This is a genomic window from Embleya australiensis (genome assembly GCF_051903075.1).
Classification (GTDB): Bacteria; Actinomycetota; Actinomycetes; order Streptomycetales; family Streptomycetaceae; genus Embleya.
Genome location: NZ_CP182425.1, coordinates 150,267 through 171,777 on the forward strand (window position 1 = coordinate 150,267; position 21,511 = coordinate 171,777).

General features: G+C 68.5%; 12 protein-coding genes, 1 pseudogene and 1 CRISPR repeat array. Of the genes and pseudogenes, 7 read left to right on the top strand and 6 right to left on the bottom strand.

What is annotated here, in order from left to right:
* Positions 1–45 precede the first annotated feature (45 nt).
* Entirely contained in the window at positions 46–1,491 is a 1,446-nt protein-coding gene (locus ACMXN5_RS50760; RefSeq protein ID WP_439681881.1) for an ATP-binding protein, read from the bottom strand.
* Between the two features lie 1,817 nt (positions 1,492–3,308).
* Here ACMXN5_RS50760 and ACMXN5_RS50765 point away from each other — a divergent pair.
* From ACMXN5_RS50765 to ACMXN5_RS50790, 6 genes are all read left to right on the top strand, one after another.
* A complete protein-coding gene (locus tag ACMXN5_RS50765) occupies positions 3,309–3,773 on the top strand; it encodes a hypothetical protein (RefSeq protein ID WP_439681776.1) in 465 nt (154 codons plus the stop codon).
* A complete protein-coding gene (locus ACMXN5_RS50770) occupies positions 3,766–4,152 on the top strand; it encodes a hypothetical protein (RefSeq protein ID WP_439681777.1) in 387 nt (128 codons plus the stop codon). The genes ACMXN5_RS50765 and ACMXN5_RS50770 overlap by 8 nt, the downstream gene beginning before the upstream one ends.
* Before the next feature lie 84 nt (positions 4,153–4,236).
* Positions 4,237–4,407 (top strand): hypothetical protein, encoded by a 171-nt coding sequence (locus ACMXN5_RS50775; protein ID WP_439681778.1) that lies wholly within the window; start codon positions 4,237–4,239, stop codon positions 4,405–4,407.
* Positions 4,408–4,791: 384 nt separating this feature from the next.
* Positions 4,792–6,096, top strand: coding sequence for a DNA sulfur modification protein DndB (locus ACMXN5_RS50780; RefSeq protein WP_439681779.1), 1,305 nt, complete (start codon positions 4,792–4,794; stop codon positions 6,094–6,096).
* Between the two features lie 292 nt (positions 6,097–6,388).
* Complete coding sequence (locus ACMXN5_RS50785) at positions 6,389–7,498, top strand: MrcB family domain-containing protein (RefSeq protein ID WP_439681780.1); 1,110 nt, start codon at positions 6,389–6,391, stop codon at positions 7,496–7,498.
* A 379-nt stretch (positions 7,499–7,877) separates the two neighbouring features.
* Complete coding sequence (locus tag ACMXN5_RS50790) at positions 7,878–8,924, top strand: hypothetical protein (RefSeq protein ID WP_439681886.1); 1,047 nt, start codon at positions 7,878–7,880, stop codon at positions 8,922–8,924.
* Between the two features lie 129 nt (positions 8,925–9,053).
* Here ACMXN5_RS50790 and ACMXN5_RS50795 read toward each other — a convergent pair.
* From ACMXN5_RS50795 to ACMXN5_RS50805, 3 genes and pseudogenes are all read right to left on the bottom strand, one after another.
* Positions 9,054–9,888 (bottom strand): annotated as a pseudogene (locus tag ACMXN5_RS50795) (site-specific integrase); the annotation flags it as partial.
* 139 nt (positions 9,889–10,027) lie between these two features.
* Complete coding sequence (locus ACMXN5_RS50800; protein WP_439681781.1) at positions 10,028–10,426, bottom strand: hypothetical protein; 399 nt, start codon at positions 10,424–10,426, stop codon at positions 10,028–10,030.
* Entirely contained in the window at positions 10,423–10,698 is a 276-nt protein-coding gene (locus ACMXN5_RS50805; protein ID WP_439681782.1) for a hypothetical protein, read from the bottom strand. Before ACMXN5_RS50805 ends, ACMXN5_RS50800 begins: the two co-directional genes overlap by 4 nt.
* A gap of 143 nt (positions 10,699–10,841) precedes the next feature.
* Here ACMXN5_RS50805 and ACMXN5_RS50810 point away from each other — a divergent pair, with 143 nt between their 5' ends.
* A complete protein-coding gene (locus tag ACMXN5_RS50810) occupies positions 10,842–11,969 on the top strand; it encodes a hypothetical protein (protein WP_439681783.1) in 1,128 nt (375 codons plus the stop codon).
* 353 nt (positions 11,970–12,322) lie between these two features.
* Positions 12,323–13,145: a CRISPR direct-repeat array (repeat unit 29 nt; unit sequence GAAGTCCCCACGCAGGTGGGGGTGAGCCG).
* Between the two features lie 443 nt (positions 13,146–13,588).
* On the opposite strand, the gene ACMXN5_RS50815 is transcribed toward ACMXN5_RS50810, so the two are convergent.
* A complete protein-coding gene (locus ACMXN5_RS50815; RefSeq protein WP_439681784.1) occupies positions 13,589–13,927 on the bottom strand; it encodes a hypothetical protein in 339 nt (112 codons plus the stop codon).
* A 143-nt stretch (positions 13,928–14,070) separates the two neighbouring features.
* Positions 14,071–20,295, bottom strand: a complete 6,225-nt coding sequence (locus ACMXN5_RS50820; protein ID WP_439681785.1) for a DNRLRE domain-containing protein — start codon at positions 20,293–20,295, stop codon at positions 14,071–14,073.
* Between the last annotated feature and the right edge of the window lie 1,216 nt (positions 20,296–21,511).

The following is a 21,511-nucleotide window of genomic DNA, read 5'->3' on the forward strand; positions in this document are numbered from 1 at the left end:
CCGGTCATGGTGGATAAATGGCTTCGGGGCTCGGTGTTCCCTCGTTCATCGACGCCATGCAGCGACGAGGTCGGAGGCTCTCCAGCGGAGGCCGATCGGTTCGGTCGGGACGTCGGGGGCGATTCCGGACAGGGAGACCACGGCGAGGGTGGTGGAGCCGAGGGTGAAGCCGGGGACCTGGGGTGCGGCGGTGGCGAGGGCGGTCATGTCGTGGTGGTCGAACGGGCTCGACAGCCACTTGATGGAGCCGATCAGGCGTACGTGGCGGGCCACGGGCGCGCGGTCGGCGCCGACGAGGTCGACCTCGGGGTCGAAGCGGCGGTTCCACCAGCCGCCGACCGCCTCGATGTCGTCCCACGGCAACCGGCCGTCACCGGCGGCAAGTTCGAGCGCTTCGCGGACCAGCGGCTCGACGGCGCGGCCGCGCCACGCGGACCAGCGGCGCTCGACGAGACGGTATGCGGCCTCGGGGCGGCCTCGCCGTACCTGCTCCTGCGCCGTGCGCAGCACCGCCAGATACAGACGCAGGTTGCTGTCCTGGACCCGGTACAGCGCGGGTTTGCCGGGCTGGGTGGAGACCGGCTCGTCCATCGCGAGGACGCGCTTCTCCTCGACGAGGCGGCGCAGCACGGGGGACAGCGAGCCGGAAGGGATGGCGCCGCTCCTGCCGCCGGCGGTCGCGGCGATGTTCGCATGGGTGCGATCGCCGCCGCCGATGGCCTCGAGGACGCGCCGCGTCTGGTCGGGGGCGGGGAACTCTGCCAGAAGCGATGATTCCGGGATGCCGAAGACCGGTGACGCCGGATCCGCGCACTCCGCCTCGAGGAAGGCTAGTGAGGGGGTGCCGTGGGGCCAGGCGCGCAGGATGCCGGGCAGGCCGCCGGAGACCAGGTGCGCGTCGATGGCGTCGGCGGCCTCAAGGCCGAGCGCGTCCGCGGTCTCGGCCGGGTTGAGCGGGCCGAGGACGAGGTTGTCCGCGCGGCCGTAGAACGGCCGGTCGTACGCGGTCAGTCGCTCCATCATGTGCAGGTCGCTGCCCAGGAGGAGCAGCAGAATCGGGCGTTTGGACAGCAGTCGGTCCCACGCGGTCTGCAGGGCTCCGTCGAACAGGGTGTCCTGTTCCGCGAGCCAGGGGAGTTCGTCGATGACGACGACGGTGGGTCGATCGGGCAGGACCGCGGCGAGGGCCCGGAAGGCGTCGGGCCAGTTGCCCGCTCCGCCGGTGGGAACAAGCTCCCCGGCGCCGGGCAGGGACGATTCGGCGAGTTCGGTCAGGAAGTCCGCGACCGCCTCGACGGGAGAGGCGCCTTTGGTCGCGGTGAAGAATACGTACGGCACGTCAGCCGTGTCGCAGAACTCCTGCACCAGTCGGGACTTTCCGACCTGTCGTCGACCGCGCAGGGCGAGCGCTGTGCCTGTGCCGCCGGCGGCGACCCGTTCGAGGCGTTTGGTCAGCAGGGCCAGCTCAAGGCGTCGACCGACGAATGACATATGGCTCCAGGTGGCCCGGCGACCCAAGTCTATGTAGATGATTCCTACGTAGATTCGAACTATGTAGATCCATGCTACCAATTTTCCCGGAGGGGCCCCTTCGCTTCGGGCCTCCGCGTGGAACCGGACAGAGAATGGGGCCGCCCGCGCGCGTTCGGACCGGGCACGGGGAGGCGTGCTGCGCGACGTCCGACGGGTCGGTTGCCCGAGGGCGGACGTGGTTCGGGTTCCGCGCATGGAGTCGCCGAGCCCGTCGGGCTCCGAGGAACGGGGATGCCCTCGACGTGGACGCGGCGCCCCTCGGTCGGCGTCTCGGCGACGACCACCCGTTGTGGGTGGAAGGATCAGCAGGGAACGATGCGATGTGTCAGGCCGAGGGCTCCGAGGGTCGAAGCCGTCCGCTCCAGAGGTTCTCGGCCTCCTTCCATCCCTCGGCGCGGGCAAGCCGGTGGGCCAACTCGCGACCGAGCGCCGGGTGTCGGACGAGCCTCGGAGCGCCCATCCGCCGTCCGGTTGGGGGTGCCACAGGGCCGCCCCCTTGGGACGGGCGTCCGAGCCCTCGATCCAGAAGCGGTCGGCGACCTCGAGCGCGCCCCGCACGTCCCGGAGTTCGATCATCGCGCACATCGTGTTGTAGACGTTGGTCGCGACGTGCTGGTAGCCGAGTTCGGCCGCGCGGACGAGATGCGTAAGGGCGGTCTGCGGATTGACGGGGAGCAGGCAGAAGCCGAGGTCGTTGAGGACGGTGGGATCGTCCGGGCGCCTCTTCCCGGCGAATTCGAAGAGAGCCGCAGCCTCGAGGTGGCGGCCCTGTGCGAGAAGGGTCAGCGCGTGGCCCTCCATCTCCACGACCAGGTGCCCGCCCGCGTCGATCCGCGACGCCAACGCGGGAAGCCGGGACGGGAACACCGTCCGGCGGGCGATCTCGGCCTCGAGGTCCGCCTTGGCTATCTCTCGGCCGGTCATGAGGAAGCCGTTGCACGGGGAGACCTCGCGCCCCAGGATCCAGCTGTACTCGAAATGCAGCGACGAGGTCGACCAGTCGCGCAGGAACGTCTCCGAGAATCGGTCGACGATCCAGCGGTAGCGCTCGATCGTGTCGGGGTCCGGGGCGGGCTCGTCGACCAAGGCGCGGAGCTCTTCGCCGCCGGGCGGGAGGAGATCCACGAGATCCGACAGGCGTGCCGAGAACGCCCAGGCGACGAGCAGCGGGCTGACCGACGTGATCGAGTCGGCCAGGGCGTCCTGGAACTCCTCGCTCGACGTCTCGGACGCCGCGGGGAAGGGGCCCCGGATCGGGAGGAGACGAACCCAGGTCCCGAGGTGGGGCAGTGCGCCGGCCTCGGTGTCGCGGTTCTCCGCGGCGGCGAGGCGGTCCATGATCACGCCTCCGATCACGGGGGAAATGATCTCGGGGCACATTCCATCGTGATCGGAGGCGGTCCATGATCACGCCTCCGATCACGGGGGAAATGATCTCGGGGCACATTCCATACCGGATCAGGGAATCCGCGTCCAGGCCGCGACGCCCGAGTTCGTCCGCGATCCTGCGGACCGCCGCGAGGCGCGCCGACGACTCGAGATCCCCGGCATCCGGTCCCCGGGACAGAACGGCTCGCAGCCCGGTGACGAGGCTGACGACGCACCACCGCCCGTCGGGATCGGTGTCGCTCCGACGGAGCCACACCTCGCGTGCGTCGAAAGCTCGCGTCTGGTTCATGCCCACCTCCGAGCATCCCGTCGGATGCCAGGTTGTCCGCGTGATTGGCACATTGACAACCACGATCGTGGGTACGATCCTAACAACAGGAGGAACAATGAACGACGCGATCTTCCAGGCCAGCGATCTCGCGAACAAGCGAACCGAACTCTTGTCCGCCGCCCGAAGCGGCGTCGCCCGAGTCCGCGACAAGGACGGCACGAGTCTGGTGATGCTTCCCGAGAGTCAGCTGCTGCTGCTGCAGTCCGTCTCCGACTGGTCCCGGCACCTGATGCGCCTGACGACCCTCGCGGAGGGCGTCGAACGGCCGACCGTCGACCAACTCGGCGAACTCGCGTGGCTGCGCGCCTTCGACAACGAGGATCTCCAGGAATTCGTAAGCGACATGAAGCAGTGTCTCGTCGCCGCTCACGCCGACGGCGATCCACAGGTACTCGAGGACTGCCTGAACGATTGGCGCACGACGGCGAAGCAACTGGAGGACCCTCTCAGGCGCTCCGTCCTGCTGGGTCGCCACGAACCGTCGGATTTCGTGTCCGCTCCCCGCCCCGTCGATGAGTGACAGCGCCTACGACCCGCTCTGCCCGGCACAACGGCCCGGCGGCAAGCCGGACGCGCCGCCCAAATACCGCGTCCTGGTCCACAAGCGTTTCCGTCGCCAGTACGAGGAGTTGGTGACGCGCGTCGGTCTCCAGCAGGCACAACAGTTCTGGGACCACGTGGCCCACGATCCCGGCAACCCGGCCCCGGTCGCGTCCACCTGCATCCTCAAGGGCAAGGCCGGACGCCCCCAGGGCCCGGGGTGGTCGAGGACCGTCCACTACGAACTCACCGGCGCCGCCCGCGTCGACTACCAGTACTGCGACGAGTACCGCACCTGCCCGGGCGCCGACGCCCATCCGGTGATCGCCATCCGTACGATCAACTACAGCAGTCATTGACGCCCGGGGCGCCCGGATGCCATCTGTCCGTCGTGGCTCGACTACATGGGTGCGTGGTGTCGAAGACCACGACCAGGAGACCTCATGGCCGATGACGCCGTCGCACAGTACGTGGACCTTCTCGCCTCCGGCGCATGGGACTTCCGCCGATTCCTCGAGGCGATCGAATCCGGGATCCGTGACGACACCGCTCCCGACGAGGCGGGTACCGGTCTGCGGGAGGCCCTTCCCACGCGGGTCCGAGCGAGGGGGTGACACGCGAAGTAACACCCAGGCGGAACAGTCGTCATCGGATCGCGTCGTCGAGCGGGAGGTGTCGTCCGGCGAACTCTGGGCCGACCGGCCGCCGCTCGCGGTTCGCGTTTCGTCGTCCCCGCTCCCGCCGGCATACCCGCTCACCGGCCCCACGGCTGAGTCACGCACAGCGATCGACCGTCCGGTCGTCCGCCCTCGATACCCTCCGCAACTCGTCGGACGCCCGGATCGCGGCGGATTCGCCCGTGTCCGGGGCGGTTGAGGGACGATCACGGGTCGACATGTCCCGTTGCCCGAAATCCGTGCGGCGAGAAATCGACCCCGGGCACGAATTTCTCGCGAATCCCAAACACCCAGGTGCTAGCTTCGGCGGGACGAGACCCCGTGTCGGGTCAACTGTCGCACTATTACCGGGAGTTCGCCATCAGCATCACCGTCGACCCGCTGCGTCTGTCCAAGCCCCAGGACTCCAGCACTTACCTGGCGATCCGGACCGTCCAGGGCGGTCGCGTCGTGTACAGCACCCGGGTGCCGCTGCTCGACCTGCCGACGATCCTGCCCGTGCCCGACCCGGCCAACGTGGACCCCGACAACCGCAAGGTCGACCGCCTGCACGCGAAGCACTTCGGCGAGTACCTCGACAGCAAGCAGGACTGGATCGCCCCGGCCCTCCTGGCCCGCGACAGCGGCGGGTGCCTGTTCGAAAAGGTCGACGAGCAGGGCGCCGTCGGGTATCTCACCGTCCCGTGGGCCCTGGGCGGGATCTCCCCGCTACGTACCATCGACGGTCAACACCGAGTGCTCGGCGTCTCGATCGAGAAGTTGCGCATCACGGATGCCATCGCCGGGCTCGATCGGGAGCTCTCGCGTCGGGTCAGTCCCGAGAAGGCGCTCAAGATCGAGGCGGACCGGACGAGGCTCGTCGGTCGGATGGAGCGTCTCAAGGCCGAGTACGTCGGTCTCGACATCTACGTCGAGCCCGACCCGATCAAGGCCCAACAGATGTTCGTGGACGTCGCCGACAACGCCAAGGGCATCAGCAGCGCCGTCCGTGCCCGGTTCGACAGCTACAAGGTCGCCAACCGCACGCTGTCCGACGTCATCGACCACCCGCTGCTCAAGGGACGTGTGGACCCCGAGCAGGACCGCATGACGCTCAAGAATCCCAACCTCATGGGCGCCAAGCACGTCGCGGACATCACCCGCGCCGTCATCGCCGGACCCAGCGGCCAGATCAGCAAGAAGGCCGAGAAGACCCTCACCGACGGCGAAGTCATCGAGAAGGTGAAGGACTTCCTCGACGTCATCTCCACCGCGTTCGAGGACCTCGCGACCCTTACCGAGGACGATCCCGACGCCGAGTCCAGGGTCGGCGAGCTGACCATGTCCCAACAGTTGCGGCGTACCTCGCTGCTGGGCTCCGTGGGCATGCTCCGCGTCCTGGGCGGCGTCTTCAGGGATCTGCGCTCGGGGGAGAACCCGGCGTCGCTCGACGACATCACCGCGTTCTTCAAGCGTCTGGACCCGCACATGGACGCGCCGATCGCCGACGGCGGCATCTGGCGTACCAGTGCCACCGGCGTCGACTTCGAGCCGAACGCGTCCGCGCCGATCATGAGGACGCAGAACATCATCCACTTGGTGGGCGTCATCAGCGGCTGGTACGCCAGGCCCCCGGCCGCGTTGTGACCGTCTCGGCGAAGGGCGTCCGGGGCCGGCCCGCCCTCCGCCGGGCGCCGCCGACGCCGCGCCGCGGGCGAGACGCGCCGGGGACCGGGCGGGAGTAAGGGCGCGACGTGTCGATCGACTACGCGGCGAACCCCTCGGCGCGTCGTCCAACGCGAACGTCGTCAATGCCAATTCCCCGGGACCGGCGGGTCCCGGGGCGATTTCCCGTCCCGCCACACGGCGGGTTCATCGGGATTCCGCGAGAGGAACTTCGGGGCGCCGGGAAGCGCCCCCTTCATTTTGGGGTGGGCGTATGGAAGAATTCTTCAGGCAAGTATGCGATCTGCAAAGGTTCTGGAACTCCGAAGTCACCGACGAGATGAGCCGACGCGGCAAAATTCTGTCCGCTGGGATCGAGCCGACCATCAAGAAGTGGGGCAGCGAACTCGCGAAGGCGATCCAAATACCCTTCGCGGACTTCGGCGTCAAGGCGAGCAACGGCCTCACCAAGAACGCCCGGGTGCCCTGGGCTCGGATACATTCGGAAAAGGTGTCCCCGACGGCGACAGTCGGATGGTACGTGGTCTACCTGTTCGACGTACCGGGCCGCCGCATACATCTCTCGCTCAACCAGGGAACGAACAACTGGGACGGCCCCTCCCTGCGCGGGCGAAGCCAGACGGAGCTGGCGGCCCGCGTCCGGTGGGCCCGCCCCGTCGTCGCAAAGGCCGCCGCAGGTCGCCCGGACCTGGTCGAGACCATCGATCTCCAGGGCGGCCGCCAGAAATTGGCGGTCGGCTACGAGCGGGGCAACGTCCTCGCCATAACGTACGAGCGCGACAACCTCCCACCGTCCGACGTCCTGTACCGCGACCTCCTGTTCATGGCGGGACTGCTGGGACTCGTCTATCGGGCGGAAACGGCCATGCCGTTCATTCCTGGTGACATCGCCCCCGAAATCGTCGCGGCCGAGAAGGAGGCGGCGAAGACGACCGAGCGAAAGCCCGTCAAGAAGGCGGCCGGCCAGGGATTCGGGGTCCTGACGTCCGACGACAGGAAGGCCCTCGAAGGACACGCCGTGGCGATGGCCGCGCGATATTACGAGAAACGCGGCTGGCACGTTCAGGACGTCGGCCTGAAAGAGCCCTTCGATCTCCTGATGACCCGCGACGGGGAAACATTGCGGGCGGAGGTGAAGGGAACTACCTCGCACGGCGCCCAGGTGGTCCTGACCCGGCGCGAGGTCGAGAAACAGCGTGAATTCGCCCCCGCGAACGCCCTGGTGATCGTGCATTCCATCGAATTGGTCCGCGGCCCGGGAAAACCCGTCGCCGACGGCGGGACCCTGGTCTGCGTCGCTCCCTGGGAGATAGCGGAGGAGGACCTGACCGTCGTGTCCTACATCTACCGGACGGGGCTGTAGCCGAGCGGCGCGAGGGCCGGAACCGACCCCGCGCCCGTATCGCCCCGGAGCTCTCGTCGCTTCTGGGAGAAGTCGTTCGAGCTCGAATCGATTCGACTCTTCGGGATCGCGTCGCGATCTTTGGGTCCGGTAACATGCATTACCGGACCTGAACTGTCGGGCGGTCGATCGGAGGGCGCGGGATGTGCGTGGAGGTCGATCAGGAAGGACGGTCCGCGGGGCAGCCCGGTCGTGCCGCCTCGGGGGAGACGCGAGTCGCGTCCCGGTGGCATCGAACCGCGGGCGGCGACGGTTGGGCCCGGCGTCGGCGGGGCGGGGGGTCCGGGGTGCGTTGCGGCCGGTCGGTGGATCTGCGCCGTGGGCGGCCGGGGGCGATCCGATGACCGGGGCCGAACTCGCGCCGCGTGGTGGGCCGTTGGTGGAGGCGGAGGTCGTTCCCGCGTACGGCGCGGCCGACTTCGAGTTGCCCGAGGAGACCATCCGGCGGGTTCTGCGTGGGCGCTCGGGGGAGACGGTACGTGCCTACACACGGGACTGGGAGGCGTTCGAGCGCTGGTGCGCGACGGCCCGGGACCGCGCGGGGCGGCCCGCGCCGCGGGTCGCGTTGCCCACCACGTGGGCGACGCTGGCCGCGTACGTCACCCACCTGGTCGTCGCCGACTACGCGCCCTCCACCATCCGGCGGGCGATGTACGCGGTGTGCGCGCGACACCGGGCGGACGGGGTGCCGATCCCGGACACCACCACCGCGCGCAAGGTGATCGACGACCACCAACGCGAGCGCGCGGACCGGGGGTTGGCCAAGCGCAAGGCCCCGCCCCTGCGAGTCGACGCGTTGCGGGCCGCGGTCGCGACCTGTGACACCGACACTCTGGCGGGCCTGCGCGACCGGGTGATCCTGGTCCTGGGTTTCGCCCTGATGGGTCGCCGCAGCGAACTCGTCGCGCTGGACATAGACGACGTGAGCGTGGAGGAACGCGGCCTGCTGGTACGCATCCTCAGTTCCAAGACGGACCGCAAGGCCGAGGGCGTCGTCGTCGCCATCCCGCGCGGACGCCATCCCGACGTCGACCCGGTCCGCGCCGTCTCCGCCTGGTGCACCGCGCTCGCCGAACACGGCGTCACCACCGGACGGCTGGTGCGCTCGATCGGGAAGGGCGCGCGTCCGAGCATCGGCGCGTCGCTCAGCGACCACCATGCCAACAAGATCGTCCGCAAACGCGCCGTCCTGGCCGCCGTGCCCTCCGCGCACCTGGTGACCACCCACTCCCTGCGTTCCGGAGGGGCCACCGCCGCTGCCGACGGTGGCGCTTCCGTGCACGACATCGCGGTCCACGGGCGCTGGAGCCCGAACTCGCCGGTCGTCCACGAATACGTGCGCCGCGCAAGGCAGTTCCACGAGAATGTACTCGACGGCGTACTGTGACTGCGGTGCCGGGCCGAACGTGGTGCAACGACCGGTTTCGGGCGGTGTTCCCTCGTGCGTTAAGACAGTGCTCCCGCGTCTCGCGAACGTTGGGGCCTCGTGTCCGTCGCGCCTGCGTCCGACGCTGCCGAGCGAGGATCCGTCCGTGTTCTTGCGCTCTGCGGGGAACAACGGGGCGCCCGGTCGGGTGTGGTCGTTCTCGAATTGGTCCAGACGTCCTCGATGAACCACCGGAGCGTCCGGTCGGCGCCGTTGATCAGCGGCACCATCCGCTCGCGCGACCCCGAGTCCCGGGTGCCCTTGCCGTGGCGGACGTGGAGCTTGCCGAGGCGGCCCAGGCCCCGCTTGATGTCGTCCAGGTCGAGCTTGCATGTCTCGCTCACCTGCCGACCGACCCGGGACATCAGCTTTGAGGCGGTGTGGTTCCGGGCGGTCGGAGCGAACTTCCGGCAGGTCGCCGGCTCGCCGCCCCACCCGGCGAACGGCGTTCCGACCTCCCGCTCGCTCGGCGGGATACGCAACTGGGCGTCCTTTCCCCGCGCGGCGGATTCATCTCGTCGATCGGGCACTTGACTACCCGGCCGGTCATCCGGTGGATCTCGACCTTGTGCCGCAACTCCAGGAACATGAAGTACGTGGTCAGCGCCTGCGACCGGCCCAAACGGGTGCCACTCGGCGAACTCCGCAGCACCTTCCCGAAGTACACGTCCGCGTCAGCGGGTTCCATGTCCCACAGCGGCCGTTCGAACCAGGTCCTGATCCGGTCCAGGTGTCCAACGTCCCCGCAGATGGTGCCATCCGCCAGGCCCGCCGAGGCCTGGGCAGGAACGAACCCGGACAGTACGTCGGTCTTGAACCGCTCCAGTTCCTCACCCGACGCGGGCGCCCAGTGCTCACGCAGGCCCTGTACGACCGCCAGCGCTGCCGACCCGAGCCTCCTCGCCTTTCGACCGGGACTGTGGATCGGTCGGGCGAGGTGAGAACGCTTCAAGAATCCCGAAGTTACGTCACCGGACCGCAAAGCACTTGAAGGAGTATGAACCGCCTGGCCACGGGATTATCGACTCGGGAGAGCTCAGGGAAACTCACGGGATGTCGCACATCTACCAGTGGCCGAGCATGCCGGGTGAGTCGATGTCGACGGTGATGATGCCGGGGGGATAGGCGTCCTCGTGCGGGGTGAGCAGAATGGACATGCCGGTGAATTCGGCGCGGGGGAGGGCGCAGTACAGGGCGTGACAGGTGTCCGGGCCGCCGAGTCCGTCGCGGATCATGGTGCCGACGCCGATCGCCGCGACCGTGTCGAGGGGGTCGACGTTCACGCTGGTGAGGGCCAGGACTCGGCGGGAGACATCCTGTTCCTCGGCTTCGGCCTGGGTCAGGCACAGGGCGGGGATCACGAGGTGGTCCCCGGGCGTGCGGGCCATGTTTCCGGCGAGGAGGTTGAGCGTCTTGTGGCCTGCGGCGAGGGCTTGGACGGCACCGGTATCCAGGATGATCACGCGAGGGGTTTCCGGGCCTTCTCCGCAGCGATCCGGTGGATGTTGGCCAGGATATCGGGGGCCTGCTCGAATTCCTCGTCGGTGATCGGGACGCCGATCACCGAGCGCACCGTTTCCCGGTCGGCGGCCAGACGCTCGGCGCGTTGCGCGGCGGTGGGCTGCTCGGCAGCGAGCACCTCGACCAGTTGTCCGATGCTCAGCCCACGCTCCTTGGCCAACTGCGCGAGATGATCGCGGGTCTCCCGCGGGACCTGGATCGTCGTCGATGTCATAGCATCACTATAGACCTACTACAGGGCGCGTGTTCGAGATCGTTCCTCGCGACTTCCGGCCGGAGTGCCGCCGCGAACGCCACCCGGTTTCGATTGCCGGCCCCGAGTGGGGTCGGCAAGCCGGTGTTCGGGACGATGCGCGGATGAACGATCAGTCGCGAGTACCGTCGTCCGACCGGGGTGTCGTCCTGGTCGAGGAGGAGAACGCGGTAGCCCGCGCCGGGGCGGACGTCCGCGTGTACAACGTCGGCGGCGCGATGGTCGCTCTGGGAACCCTCGCTGTCGTGGTGATCGCCGAGGTGGGGGACGATCTTGCGACCACTGGTGTGCGAGACGAGTGGACTCTCCAACTTGTTGACATCGGCCCGCAGGAAGTCACTGAGCGCTTGTTGGGCCCGAGTCCCGACGCTCCGGGCTTTTGGGGCTTCTCCGACCGTCGGCCGATCCATCTTTTCGTGCGCACCCCACAGGGCCTGATCGACCTTGGAACCGGCAGCGTCACCGCCGGAGGGTCGCGCCAGGAGGGCCTCATCGAATGCACGTTGCGGATCGAGCGTCCGCTGGATCGTGACGTCCTGGACGAGGTTCGCCCACCGGGCCCACCACCCGTCGCACTACCCGACGTGGCGTGGCTGGACCACATGCCGAACGACCGTGCCGCAGCCCTGCACATGTTCATCACCGACTGGCACCCGCGAAGTCCCCGTACGGCACCTCTCGTACCTGCCGCCGACCCGCCCGTCGAACTGCCCCGGGCCTTGGTCGAGTTCCACCGGCTCGCCGAGGACCGGCCCGCAATCCTGGGCGTCCAGGACTTCATCGATTCTCCGGGCGAGGTTCGTGTCGATCCCGCCACGGGATTGATGTGGTTCGGCCGGGAGAATCAGGGCGGCTTCGCCTGGGCCCTCGACCCCACCCGACCGGACCCGCCCGTCTGGCTGAGCGAGGACTTCGAACACTGGTACCCCGAACGCGAACCCCTCAGCGGCTTCCTGCTCCAATACTCCCTCCAAGAAGCCGCCATAGGCGCGCCCTACTCGGTCTGGTGCGACCGCGTACCCGTTCCTCTCCTCGACACATGGCTCGACACCCTGACCCGAGTGCCGTTGCGTACCTGGGCATGGCACACCAACCCCACGTCCTTCCACGTCGCCCCCGGCCTGATCGCCATGATCCAAGGCGAGACCGACGACCACACCTATGGCACCATCTGGATCGGCGCCAAACACCGCAGCCTGCTGCGGCCTCTGGGTGAGTTGGGTATCGGCTGAATCACGTTCGATGGCTGAACGACGTACATCGGCCACAGCCGAGAAGGTGACTGGGCGACGTCATGCCCGAGGCTGGTGTCTGGATGCCCCTGCGCCTCATCCGAGGGAACCGGCAACGTCCGCCCCGCCGAACTACGGGGGTGGACGTCGTTCTCGTCACTTGGGCCCAGCCGCAGCGTTCTACTCTGTCCCCCGACCACCGTCGAGCGACCAACTCAGGATCCAACGGCCTTAAATCCTTATCCTTGGGCAACTATGAACCCCAAAACCGAATACAGGCAAGGATCTTGCCGCAATGGCCCTCTATAGATCACGACTTGGCAAAGCCCTCAAGAACCTGCAGGTCAGCAAGGGAAGTCCCCACGCAGGTGGGGGTGAGCCGTGATGCTCGTCACACGATCGAGGGTGGATCAGGAAGTCCCCACGCAGGTGGGGGTGAGCCGCCGATGCCGCTGATCGAGATGCCCCAGTCGTCGAAGTCCCCACGCAGGTGGGGGTGAGCCGCGCGTCCAACTCCGGCCCGGCTGCCTGCCGGAGAAGTCCCCACGCAGGTGGGGGTGAGCCGCGCGCCGGCTGCTCGAAATCTCCCGGGCGGCGGAAGTCCCCACGCAGGTGGGGGTGAGCCGCACACCTTGCCGGTGCCCAGGATCGCGAGGATGAAGTCCCCACGCAGGTGGGGGTGAGCCGCCCCGCCGTAGTTCGTTCTCCGTGAGCTTGACGAAGTCCCCACGCAGGTGGGGGTGAGCCGGGTGCTGCCGCAGCAGTTCGGGGTGGGCGACCGAAGTCCCCACGCAGGTGGGGGTGAGCCGGTGCCGGACGGTAATCCGTTCGTACCGGATCCGAAGTCCCCACGCAGGTGGGGGTGAGCCCACCCGCCTGTGCAGGGTCCGCCGGGTGATCGCGAAGTCCCCACGCAGGTGGGGGTGAGCCGAACACCACGACCGTGGCGGCCGGACAGCAAATGAAGTCCCCACGCAGGTGGGGGTGAGCCGTCGGTCGCCGTCGGCGCGGTACTCGGGATGTTGAAGTCCCCACGCAGGTGGGGGTGAGCCGGCGTCCACCCGTCGGTCGGCGAGGCCGTCACGGAAGTCCCCACGCAGGTGGGGGTGAGCCGGCGTTTAGGTCGGTCAGTGTTTCCGGCACGCGGAAGTCCCCACGCAGGTGGGGGTGAGCCGCAGCTACACGGCGGCTGAGAACTGCGTGGAGGGAAGTCCCCACGCAGGTGGGGGGTGAGCCCCTCCGCACCCTCGCGAACCCGCCCCGCTGGTTGAAGTCCCCACGCAGGTGGGGGTGAGCCGGCTGAGCAGGAGGCGGAACAGCGTGCCGCGCTGAAGTCCCCACGCAGGTGGGGGTGAGCCGCCCATGACCCGCCGCGCCGCCGCGACCCCGACGCGCTCGCACGCGATCGGGGCGGGCGGTGTCGCGATTGCGCGCGTGATCGCAGCGGACCCGGAGGCCGTGGCCTGCGGCAAACCCTGGTCTCACAGGTCCGTTCCTACCAGGATCCGTACTTGCGTGCGGCTCGCCCCCGGCGCCGGTTCGTGTGAAGCGAGTACGGCGCGGCGTCGTTGGGTGCCGCGCCGTACTCGCGCCTCATCGGTGGCGGGACTTCGGCTTCGCTAGGAGGCGGAACCGGGGCACGAGAACTGGTTGATCAACCACGATCGGGTCTTCATTCCGTCGTTCGACGTCCAGTAGTCGTCGGGTCCGTAGCCCTGGCGTGGAATTTCCGCGACCACGAAGCGATTCGATGATCCGGTGTTTTTCGACGTCCGGTATCCGATCGCGAAGTCGACAGGTGGCGCATTCTCGATCGGACCGGCGACTTCGGCGAATTGGCCTCCCTGGCCCAGGACGAGGCGACCTGCCTTGACCTGCTCCTCGGTCGGCCTCGACGCAGTCCAGACCGGGGGCGGAATCTCCTTGGCGGTCTCGGCGCCCGTCTCGTCGTACAACACTGCAGACTGCACCTCGTCATCGGCACAAATCGGTAGGAAAGCGACGAGATGATCCCCTTCCCAGCGGATTCCTATGGGCGTGGGACCGGGATCAGACGGCATGAAGCGACAGCTCGAGGCCATCAGGAGGGCACAACCGACACTCAGCATCTGTAGCCGCCGTCGGCCCAACCCGCTCGCCGCTCCCACTTGTTCCTGCATGGGTTCAATCCTGCTCTGAGATAGAGGGCCCCAAAGAGGATGCCGAATCTCCGCCATTGGGCGCGATGCACCTTCTCATGGGTCATGAGTGGTTGATCCACCTTTTTATTGCCGGTGAAGAATGTATTTCCGAGCGTAGTGCCGCCCCGGCTGTACATCGGGAGCCATCCGCCGCTGCAAACCCGCATTCCGTAGCGGTAGTCGCACCGGTACCCGGTTGCGCGCGCCAAGCCGGAGAGCACGCCGCCCAGCACGTTGGAGCTCTGCGCGGCGGCCCATCGCACCGGCTTGACGGTGAGGAGGATACGGCCCGTCCGGCGCCAGCTGAACCGGCCGTCGAGATCGGTGCAGTTCACCGGGTCCGCCGCGCAGTAGTCGTAGGCGGAGGCGTTGCCGCCCGCGACGGGGTCCACGGACAGGAATCGGCCCAGGGCGGGGTTGTAGAGCCGGACGCCCATCAGGATGTCGCCGGTCGGGGTCTCCGCAGAACGTTGCTTGTCGCCCAACCAGCCGTATCTGGCTGTGGTTTCGGACCTGGTGTTCCCGAATTCGTCGGTGTCCGTCACCCGGGGTGCGGCATTGGGGTCGAGCGGGAGTGCGACCGCGACGTCGTCGTGGAGGTTGGCCAGGTGCAGGGTCACGCCGCCGGTCTTGCCGGTGGTGGCCGTGCCTCCGGCCGGTGTCGTGATGTTCCTGGTCAGTTCCCCGGTGGTGGTGTTCTCCACGATCCAGCGAGGGTTGTCGTTGTCGGCCGCGTAGTGGTTGAGTTTGGCGCCGTTCTGCGTCCACGTTCCGGCGGTGGCGGTCTCCGTGGTCCAGGCGCGGAAGCGCAGGGCCGGGTCCAGGCTCCAGGTCTGGCGGTTGGTGCCGGTGGTCTGCCGTTGTACGAGGTCGTTGGTGTGGTAGGCCGTGGCGGTGTTGCCGGGTCGGTCGGTCGTTCGGCCGAAGGCGTCGTAGACGTAGCCGGGGTCCACCAGACGGTCGGCGCTGTCGTAGGCGTGTGTCTCGACCGCGGCTCCGGCGGTCGTGCAGTCGGCGCCGGGGCCGGCGGTGGCCGTGCTCTTGCTTGTGCGGTTGGTGTTCCCGTCGAAGGTGTAGCCGCGGATGGTGCAGACCCCGTTCGCGGTGTCCGCGACTCGGGTCAGGCGACCGATGGCGTCGTAGGTGTAGGCCTGGTTGGACGACGGGCCGGAGGTGCCGCTGTGCACGGCCCACTGGTCGTGGACGGTCTCGCCGATGGTGTCGTTGAGGAGGATCGTGCTGTCGGTGTCCCGGAGGTAGGTGCGGGCGGTCAGCGCGCCGGCGGGGTCCTTGACCTGCTTCATGGTGTAGCCGCCGGGGAGACCGCCGGTGGTCACGGTGCCGTCGGCGTCGAAGCGCGCGGTGAAGGTGCCGGCGACGGAGTCGGTTGTCGATGTGGCGAGTCCGCGCGGGTCGATGCCGGTGTCGTAGGTGTATGTGGTCGTCGAGGGAACGTTGTCGGTGATGGTGACGGGGCGGTTCAGCGCGTCGTATCGCGTGGTGGTGACGCCTCCGTCCGCGTCGGTGTAGGAGACGACGCGGCCGAGTCGGTCGTACGCCTTGGTGATCGTCCCGGCCGTTGGCGACGTCGTCGTCGTGATCTGGCCGCTCGTCGGGTCGTAGCCGGTGGTGACGGCCGGGGTCGCGGTACCGATGCCTCCGGAGACGGTGGCGGTGGTCGGGCGGGCGGCCGCGTCGTGGTCCGTGGTCGTGACGCGGGTGACGCCGTTGGCGTGCTCGCTGACCTTGGTGGTCTCGCCGTACGCTCCGTACTCCATGGTCTTGGTGACGGTTTCCGCAGGGTTGGCGCCCGCGCCGGTGACGTTGCCGGCCGGTCCGACGGTGCAGACGGCGTCGGCCCATTCGGGCCTGTTGCCGCACGGTCCGGCGCCGGTGCCGGTGTAGTAGGTGGTGATCGTGGCGCCGGCGTCGGTGCCGTTGGACGCGGGCTGGGTGGCCTTGACGACGTGTCCTTGGGCGTCGTGGGCCGTCGTGGTGGTCTGGTTCACTCCGCCGGGGTCGCGCGTGGTGCTCGTTGGCACGCCCTTGGGCCAGTCGTAGGCGGTGGTGGTGACCCGTGTGTCGGCGAACAGTGTGGTGTTCGCGCGTGGTTCGGCGCCGACCGTCTCCTTGGTGACCTTGTTCTCGACCTTGGCCGTGCCGTCCGTGGGGCGACCGGCGTCGTACTCCTTCACGGTGTGCCTGCGGGCGGGAATCCGGGTGCCGGCCGCGGCGACGACGTTCGGGCCCTCGACGAGGTCGCCCGCGAGGACGACGTGGTGCAGGGGTTCGAGGGTGTCGGTCTCCCGGGTGCCGGTCGCGTTGTAGCGCTGTGTTGTGGAGAGTTGCTGGGCGCGCTCGGCGCTCGACAGGTTGTTGATGCCCAGTGAGGTCAGGATCGCCTTGTCGGCGTCGGTGGTGCCCAACGCGAGGATTCGGTTGCCTGCGGTCAGCGTGCGGACGGTGTTGCCGAACTTGTCGTACCCGGTCGCGGAGATGTGCCCGCCGGGCTCGGCGGTGTTCACTTCGCGACCGGAGGCGTCCAGGTAGTGGATGGAGGCGCGACCGTAGCCCGCGGCGGGGAGATTCTGGCCGTTGCTCGAGGCCGGGACCTGGTCGGCCGGGAACACGGCGGTGGCGTCGCTCGCCGGGTCCCGTTGGCCCCAGGTCGCGACGGCCGCCTCGCCGAGGTCGTGGGGTGCCGTCGGGCCCGTGACCGCGACGCCATAGACGACGGTGGTGGTGGCGTTGCCGTCGACCTGGTCCACGCTGCCCGGCGCGAGCGTCGGGCGGGAGGCGGCGAGGAGCATGCCGTCGCCCGCGGCCGCGGACCCGCCGGCCTGGCCGTAGGTGAACGACCACGGCAGTTGGCCCGCCGGGGTGAGGGTGACGACGCGTCCGGATGCGTCGTACGTGTAGCCGACCTTCAGCGCGGGGCTGATCCGCGGATCCCAGAACTCGCGCAGTCGACCGGTGTCGTCGTAGGTGTAGGCGGCGACGTCGGTCGACGTGGACACCTGCGCACCGGGGGCGGTGGCCCACAGCCGGATGGTGGAGACCTGCCCGGTGAAGTCGCCGAACGTGCCGGCGGTCGCGGTGGTCGTCGTGGCGTACGCGAACTCCAGGACGCGACACCCCTTGGTCGCGGGGTTCGCCTCGCAGGTCGCGAGGTCGACCGCGCTCGTGGAGGCGATCACCCGCTTCGGGCGGGCCTGCTTCCCGCCGTCGGGCGTGGTGATCGTTTCGGAGACGACCTTGGTGGTGGAGTGCGCGAGACCGTCGGCAAGGGTGCTCACGACCGGCCAGGAGGTGGCGGCCGGATCGTTCTTGGCGAACGTGGTGACGGTGCCGTCGTTGTCCGCGAGCGTCAGGCCGGTGGCGAAGGAGCCCGTGAGGGTGAGTTCTTCGGCCCCGGTCTCGGCGACCCAGCCGTTGTTCGCCGCGTTCGCGGTGAAGTGCAGGAGCGATCCGTCGGTGTGTACGACGTCGAGCGAGTTGGGTGAGGTCCGGCGGATCGCCGTGTACTCGGAGTCGTGGACTTCGGCCGCGGTGCCCGATACCCAGCCGCCGCCGAAGATCGCGGCCTGGCCCTCCTGCTTGGTGCCGGCGTCGGGCTTTCGGGAGGAGGCCGTGCGGGACACGGTCATGCCGAACATCGTGACGTCGGTGCCGGTGATCGTGTAGTCGCCGGTGAGGAGGTTGACCGAGCCGGGGCCGACGGTCTCGGTGGCGGCGCCGTCGGCGGTGCGGTCGATGACGATCTTGAGCGGGTCCGAGGAACCGGCCGCGTTGTTCGCGCCGGTGAAGTCCGCCTTGATCTGCGCGCCGCCGTCGGGGTCGACCGTTTTCGTGGCGTTCCAGACGAGTTGCGGGCCGACCCCGGCGGTGAGGGCCACCGGCCAGTTCGCGAGCGGTTGGCCGGCCGCGGTGACGTCGGCGACCGGCACGGGGGTCCAGGGGTCTGCGTCGGAGCGGCGCCAGGAGAAGGCGACGGTGTCGAATCTGGCGGCGTCGGCCTCGGCGACCAGCGGCAGGCGAGCCGGGGTGCGCTGACCGTCGGCGACGCTGGTGATGCCGCCCGCGCCGACGTGGAAGACGTACGAGGTGGCCTCGGACTTGTTGTCGGCCCGGTCGACCGACCGGACCCGCAGGGTGTTGGTCCCGCCCTTGGTCGGGGTCACCGGAAAGCTCAGCGCCGTGTTGGCGCCGTTGGTCACGACCTTCGACCAGGTGGTGCCGTCCAGCGACCATTCGAGCCACTGGTGGTCCGCGGTGGGTGGGGTGGCGGTGAACGTTCCCATCTGCCCGATGCCCTTGACCCAGGCGTCGGTCGGATAGTCGGTGGAACTCACCGATGTCGGTGCGGAGGGTGGCGAGGTGTCCACGACGAAGGTCTTCCACGGCGACCAGCCGAGGTTGTAGTGCAGGCCGTCGTAGGGGTTGGTGCGGAACCTGTACTGCTTCCCGTTCTGCAGCAACCCTGCGGGAACCGTGGCCTCGACGGGGGCGCCCGACGAGCCCCATGGGGAGACCAACACGTTTCCGACCTGGGTGTCGGTCGCGGCGTCGAAGATCTGGAAGGTGCCGGTCATCCTGTCGTTGTTCGCGTCGACGAAGGTGTCGCGCAGGGTCGGGGTGAGGGTGTTCACGACGTAGGCGCCGTTGTAGGCGAAGAACGGCGGCCCGGCCTGTTGGTCCGTCCCGGGGCGCGGCCGATAGTTGTACGTCACCGAGAGCTTGGGGATCTGGGACGCGGCGGCGTCGCCGGAGTAGAACTTCTTCCATCCGTTGACGTCGGCCTCGTTGCCGGCCCGAAGTCCCATGCCCTGCTTGGTCACCGAGCTCTGCCCGGCCCAGTACTGGAGGAGGGAGGTGACGTCGGCCTTGACCCAGCCGCCGTTCGCGCAGTTCTGACCCTTGGTCTCGGTCGAGGTGGCGAACTTCTGCAGCCAGGCCGGCTGGTTCGTCCACCGGGTCGCGGTGTTGGCGGTGTTGGCGTCCCAGACCTCCCACGCGGTGGGCTTGGTGCAGTCCCAGGAGTGGAAGTTGAACAGGGACAGGCTCGCGGCGGAGACGATGGCGTCCTTGATCGGCGCCATGTTCCAGGAGATGTACGAGCGCGCGATGCGCGGTTTGGTCCGGCCGGGGGCGTCCGCGTAGTCGCCGGGCCAGCCGACCTTCAACTCGGTCGCCGTCGAGGCGTCGATCGTCTCGCCCTGCTGGACCCACGTGTCGAACACGTCGGACAGCGTGGTGTCCGAAGGGTCGACGGTCACCGGAAACGTCGTCGCGGGATCGGCGAGGAAGCCGGCGTCCGGGGTGAGCCGGAGCTCGATGTCGTCCCCGACCTGCACGACCTTCAGGTCCACCGGCGCCTTGCGGGTGTGCTCGCCCGACTTCGTATCCACGGTCGCGTCCCACATCACCGGCGCGGGCATCGTGGACAGCTCGCGTCCGGTCGCCGTCTCGGTGAACAAGACACCGCCGTCCGCCTGTTGACGGGCCGTCACGCCCGACGCCCGCAGGGGGAGGGTGAACGTCGCCGCCTCGGAGGGACGACTCTTCAGGACGAGCGACTGTTCGTATCCGCTGCGGGTGGCGTCGATCACCACGTCGGTGCCCGGGAGCGCGTCCACGTACGTGGCCTTCGGGCCGTCCAGTCGAGGAGCCGGTAGCCCGCCCCGCCACCGCATCGTCAAACTCTTGCCCCCGGCGGACAGAGTGAGCAGAGCCTGCGGCTGCGCCTGCGCGGACTCGGCGAACGACCGGGCCCGATTGCCCCGTTCACCCGCGAGAGTCAGTTCGCGCGGGTGCGCCTTCGACGCCACCGATCCGTCCGGCCGCGTCGTGAACGCCACGTCGACGTCCACCCAGTCGGCCCCGCGGCGGAAGCGGATCGGGCCGGCCGATGTCTCGGTGGTCAGCGTCCCGTTCGGGTTCGCCCACGTCGTCGAGGTCTCCGTACGCGCGCCGAGGGCCTCCACCGGCCTGTCGCGCAGTTTCGCCGCGAGGCGCGCGGACGCGAGATCCTGCACTGGCGCGTCCGTCGCGGGCGCGGACGCGGTCGGCGCCTCGCCCACGACGGGAGCGGCCAGTGCGGATTCGCTCCCGGCCAACAACGTGACGCTCATGGCGGTGGCGACCACCACCGCGGTCCATCGGGTTCCCAGCGAAGGGCTGGGAGCCCGGACGTTGGCATTCCGTTTCCGGGCAGCCCCGGATAAGCGTGCAGACACGCTCTACCATCCATTCTCAGGCGCGTGATCACCTGCGACCACGTCCCGCGAAAGCATATGAATGCGGCCCGCCACCGACCACGACCGCACATCAACCGAAGGCCCCATAAAGGCAGTTCATGCGCATTGAAGACCGACATGATCTATGTCACGAAGAAATTCGACGATCGATACAACCGTCGAAATCAAGCCGCCCCGCATCTCCCGGCGTCAACCGTGGTGGCGCCGCAGGCCGCAGTGGTCGGGGTTTCTTCGGCGGCTTCGACGCGGTGGTGCGCGCCCTACGCCTGCTCCCGGCCTGAGCCCTCCGGGGACAGCACACCCGCTGCTGCTCGGCACACATTCGATCCGACGAGCATGGCCGCATTCATGATCGGAAAGGGGTCGGCGAGTTCAAAACGATCACATCGGATCGGCGGGCGCACCGAATATGTCGAATGTGCTCACCGGTGCGCCCACAAATCCTTTGACACGAACAGCGTTGCCTGCCGATCGATACGTCCCGGGGCGGTGCGTCGGCAAAAAGGGAACAGCCGGTAGTGGCAACGGGCGTGAAGGCAGGTGTTCCGTCGCAAGCCGAGTCCACGTCGCGATGGGGCATCGCGAACCGTTTCCCATGGCCACCGGCGGGCGGGATATTGCCAAATAGGGCGGTGAATCCGTTCAAGGTCGCCGACGAGGAAAAGTGTTGGGCCCGAGTTGATGCGACCCGCGCGGAAGGGACTCCCGCTGAATCGACACCGCGTCCACACCACTCGCGTGGGGACTTCTCGCTCGACGCGAGATCGGGCACCCGTAGCCGCGAAGTCCCCACGCTGGTGCAGGTGAGCCGGCCGGAATCTGGAACCGCGAGCACGACCAGGAGAAGCCGTAGTCAGGTTGGGGGGCTGGTTCGTGCCGCCGTCGGCACGGTCACGGGTGGCGCCTCTACATCGGTCCTGCGGGCTCCAACAAGTGTGCACAAGCGGTTGGTGAGGGTGGGCCCGATGCGGGGCTGCCGCACCGGGCCATGGAGTGGTTCCGCTCGACCAACCACCTGGCAGGGTTCGTCAGTTCGACCTTTCGTGCTGTTGTCAGCCGGGTGTCCGGTCGTGTCCGCTGCCGGGCGGCGGACACGAGAAGTGTT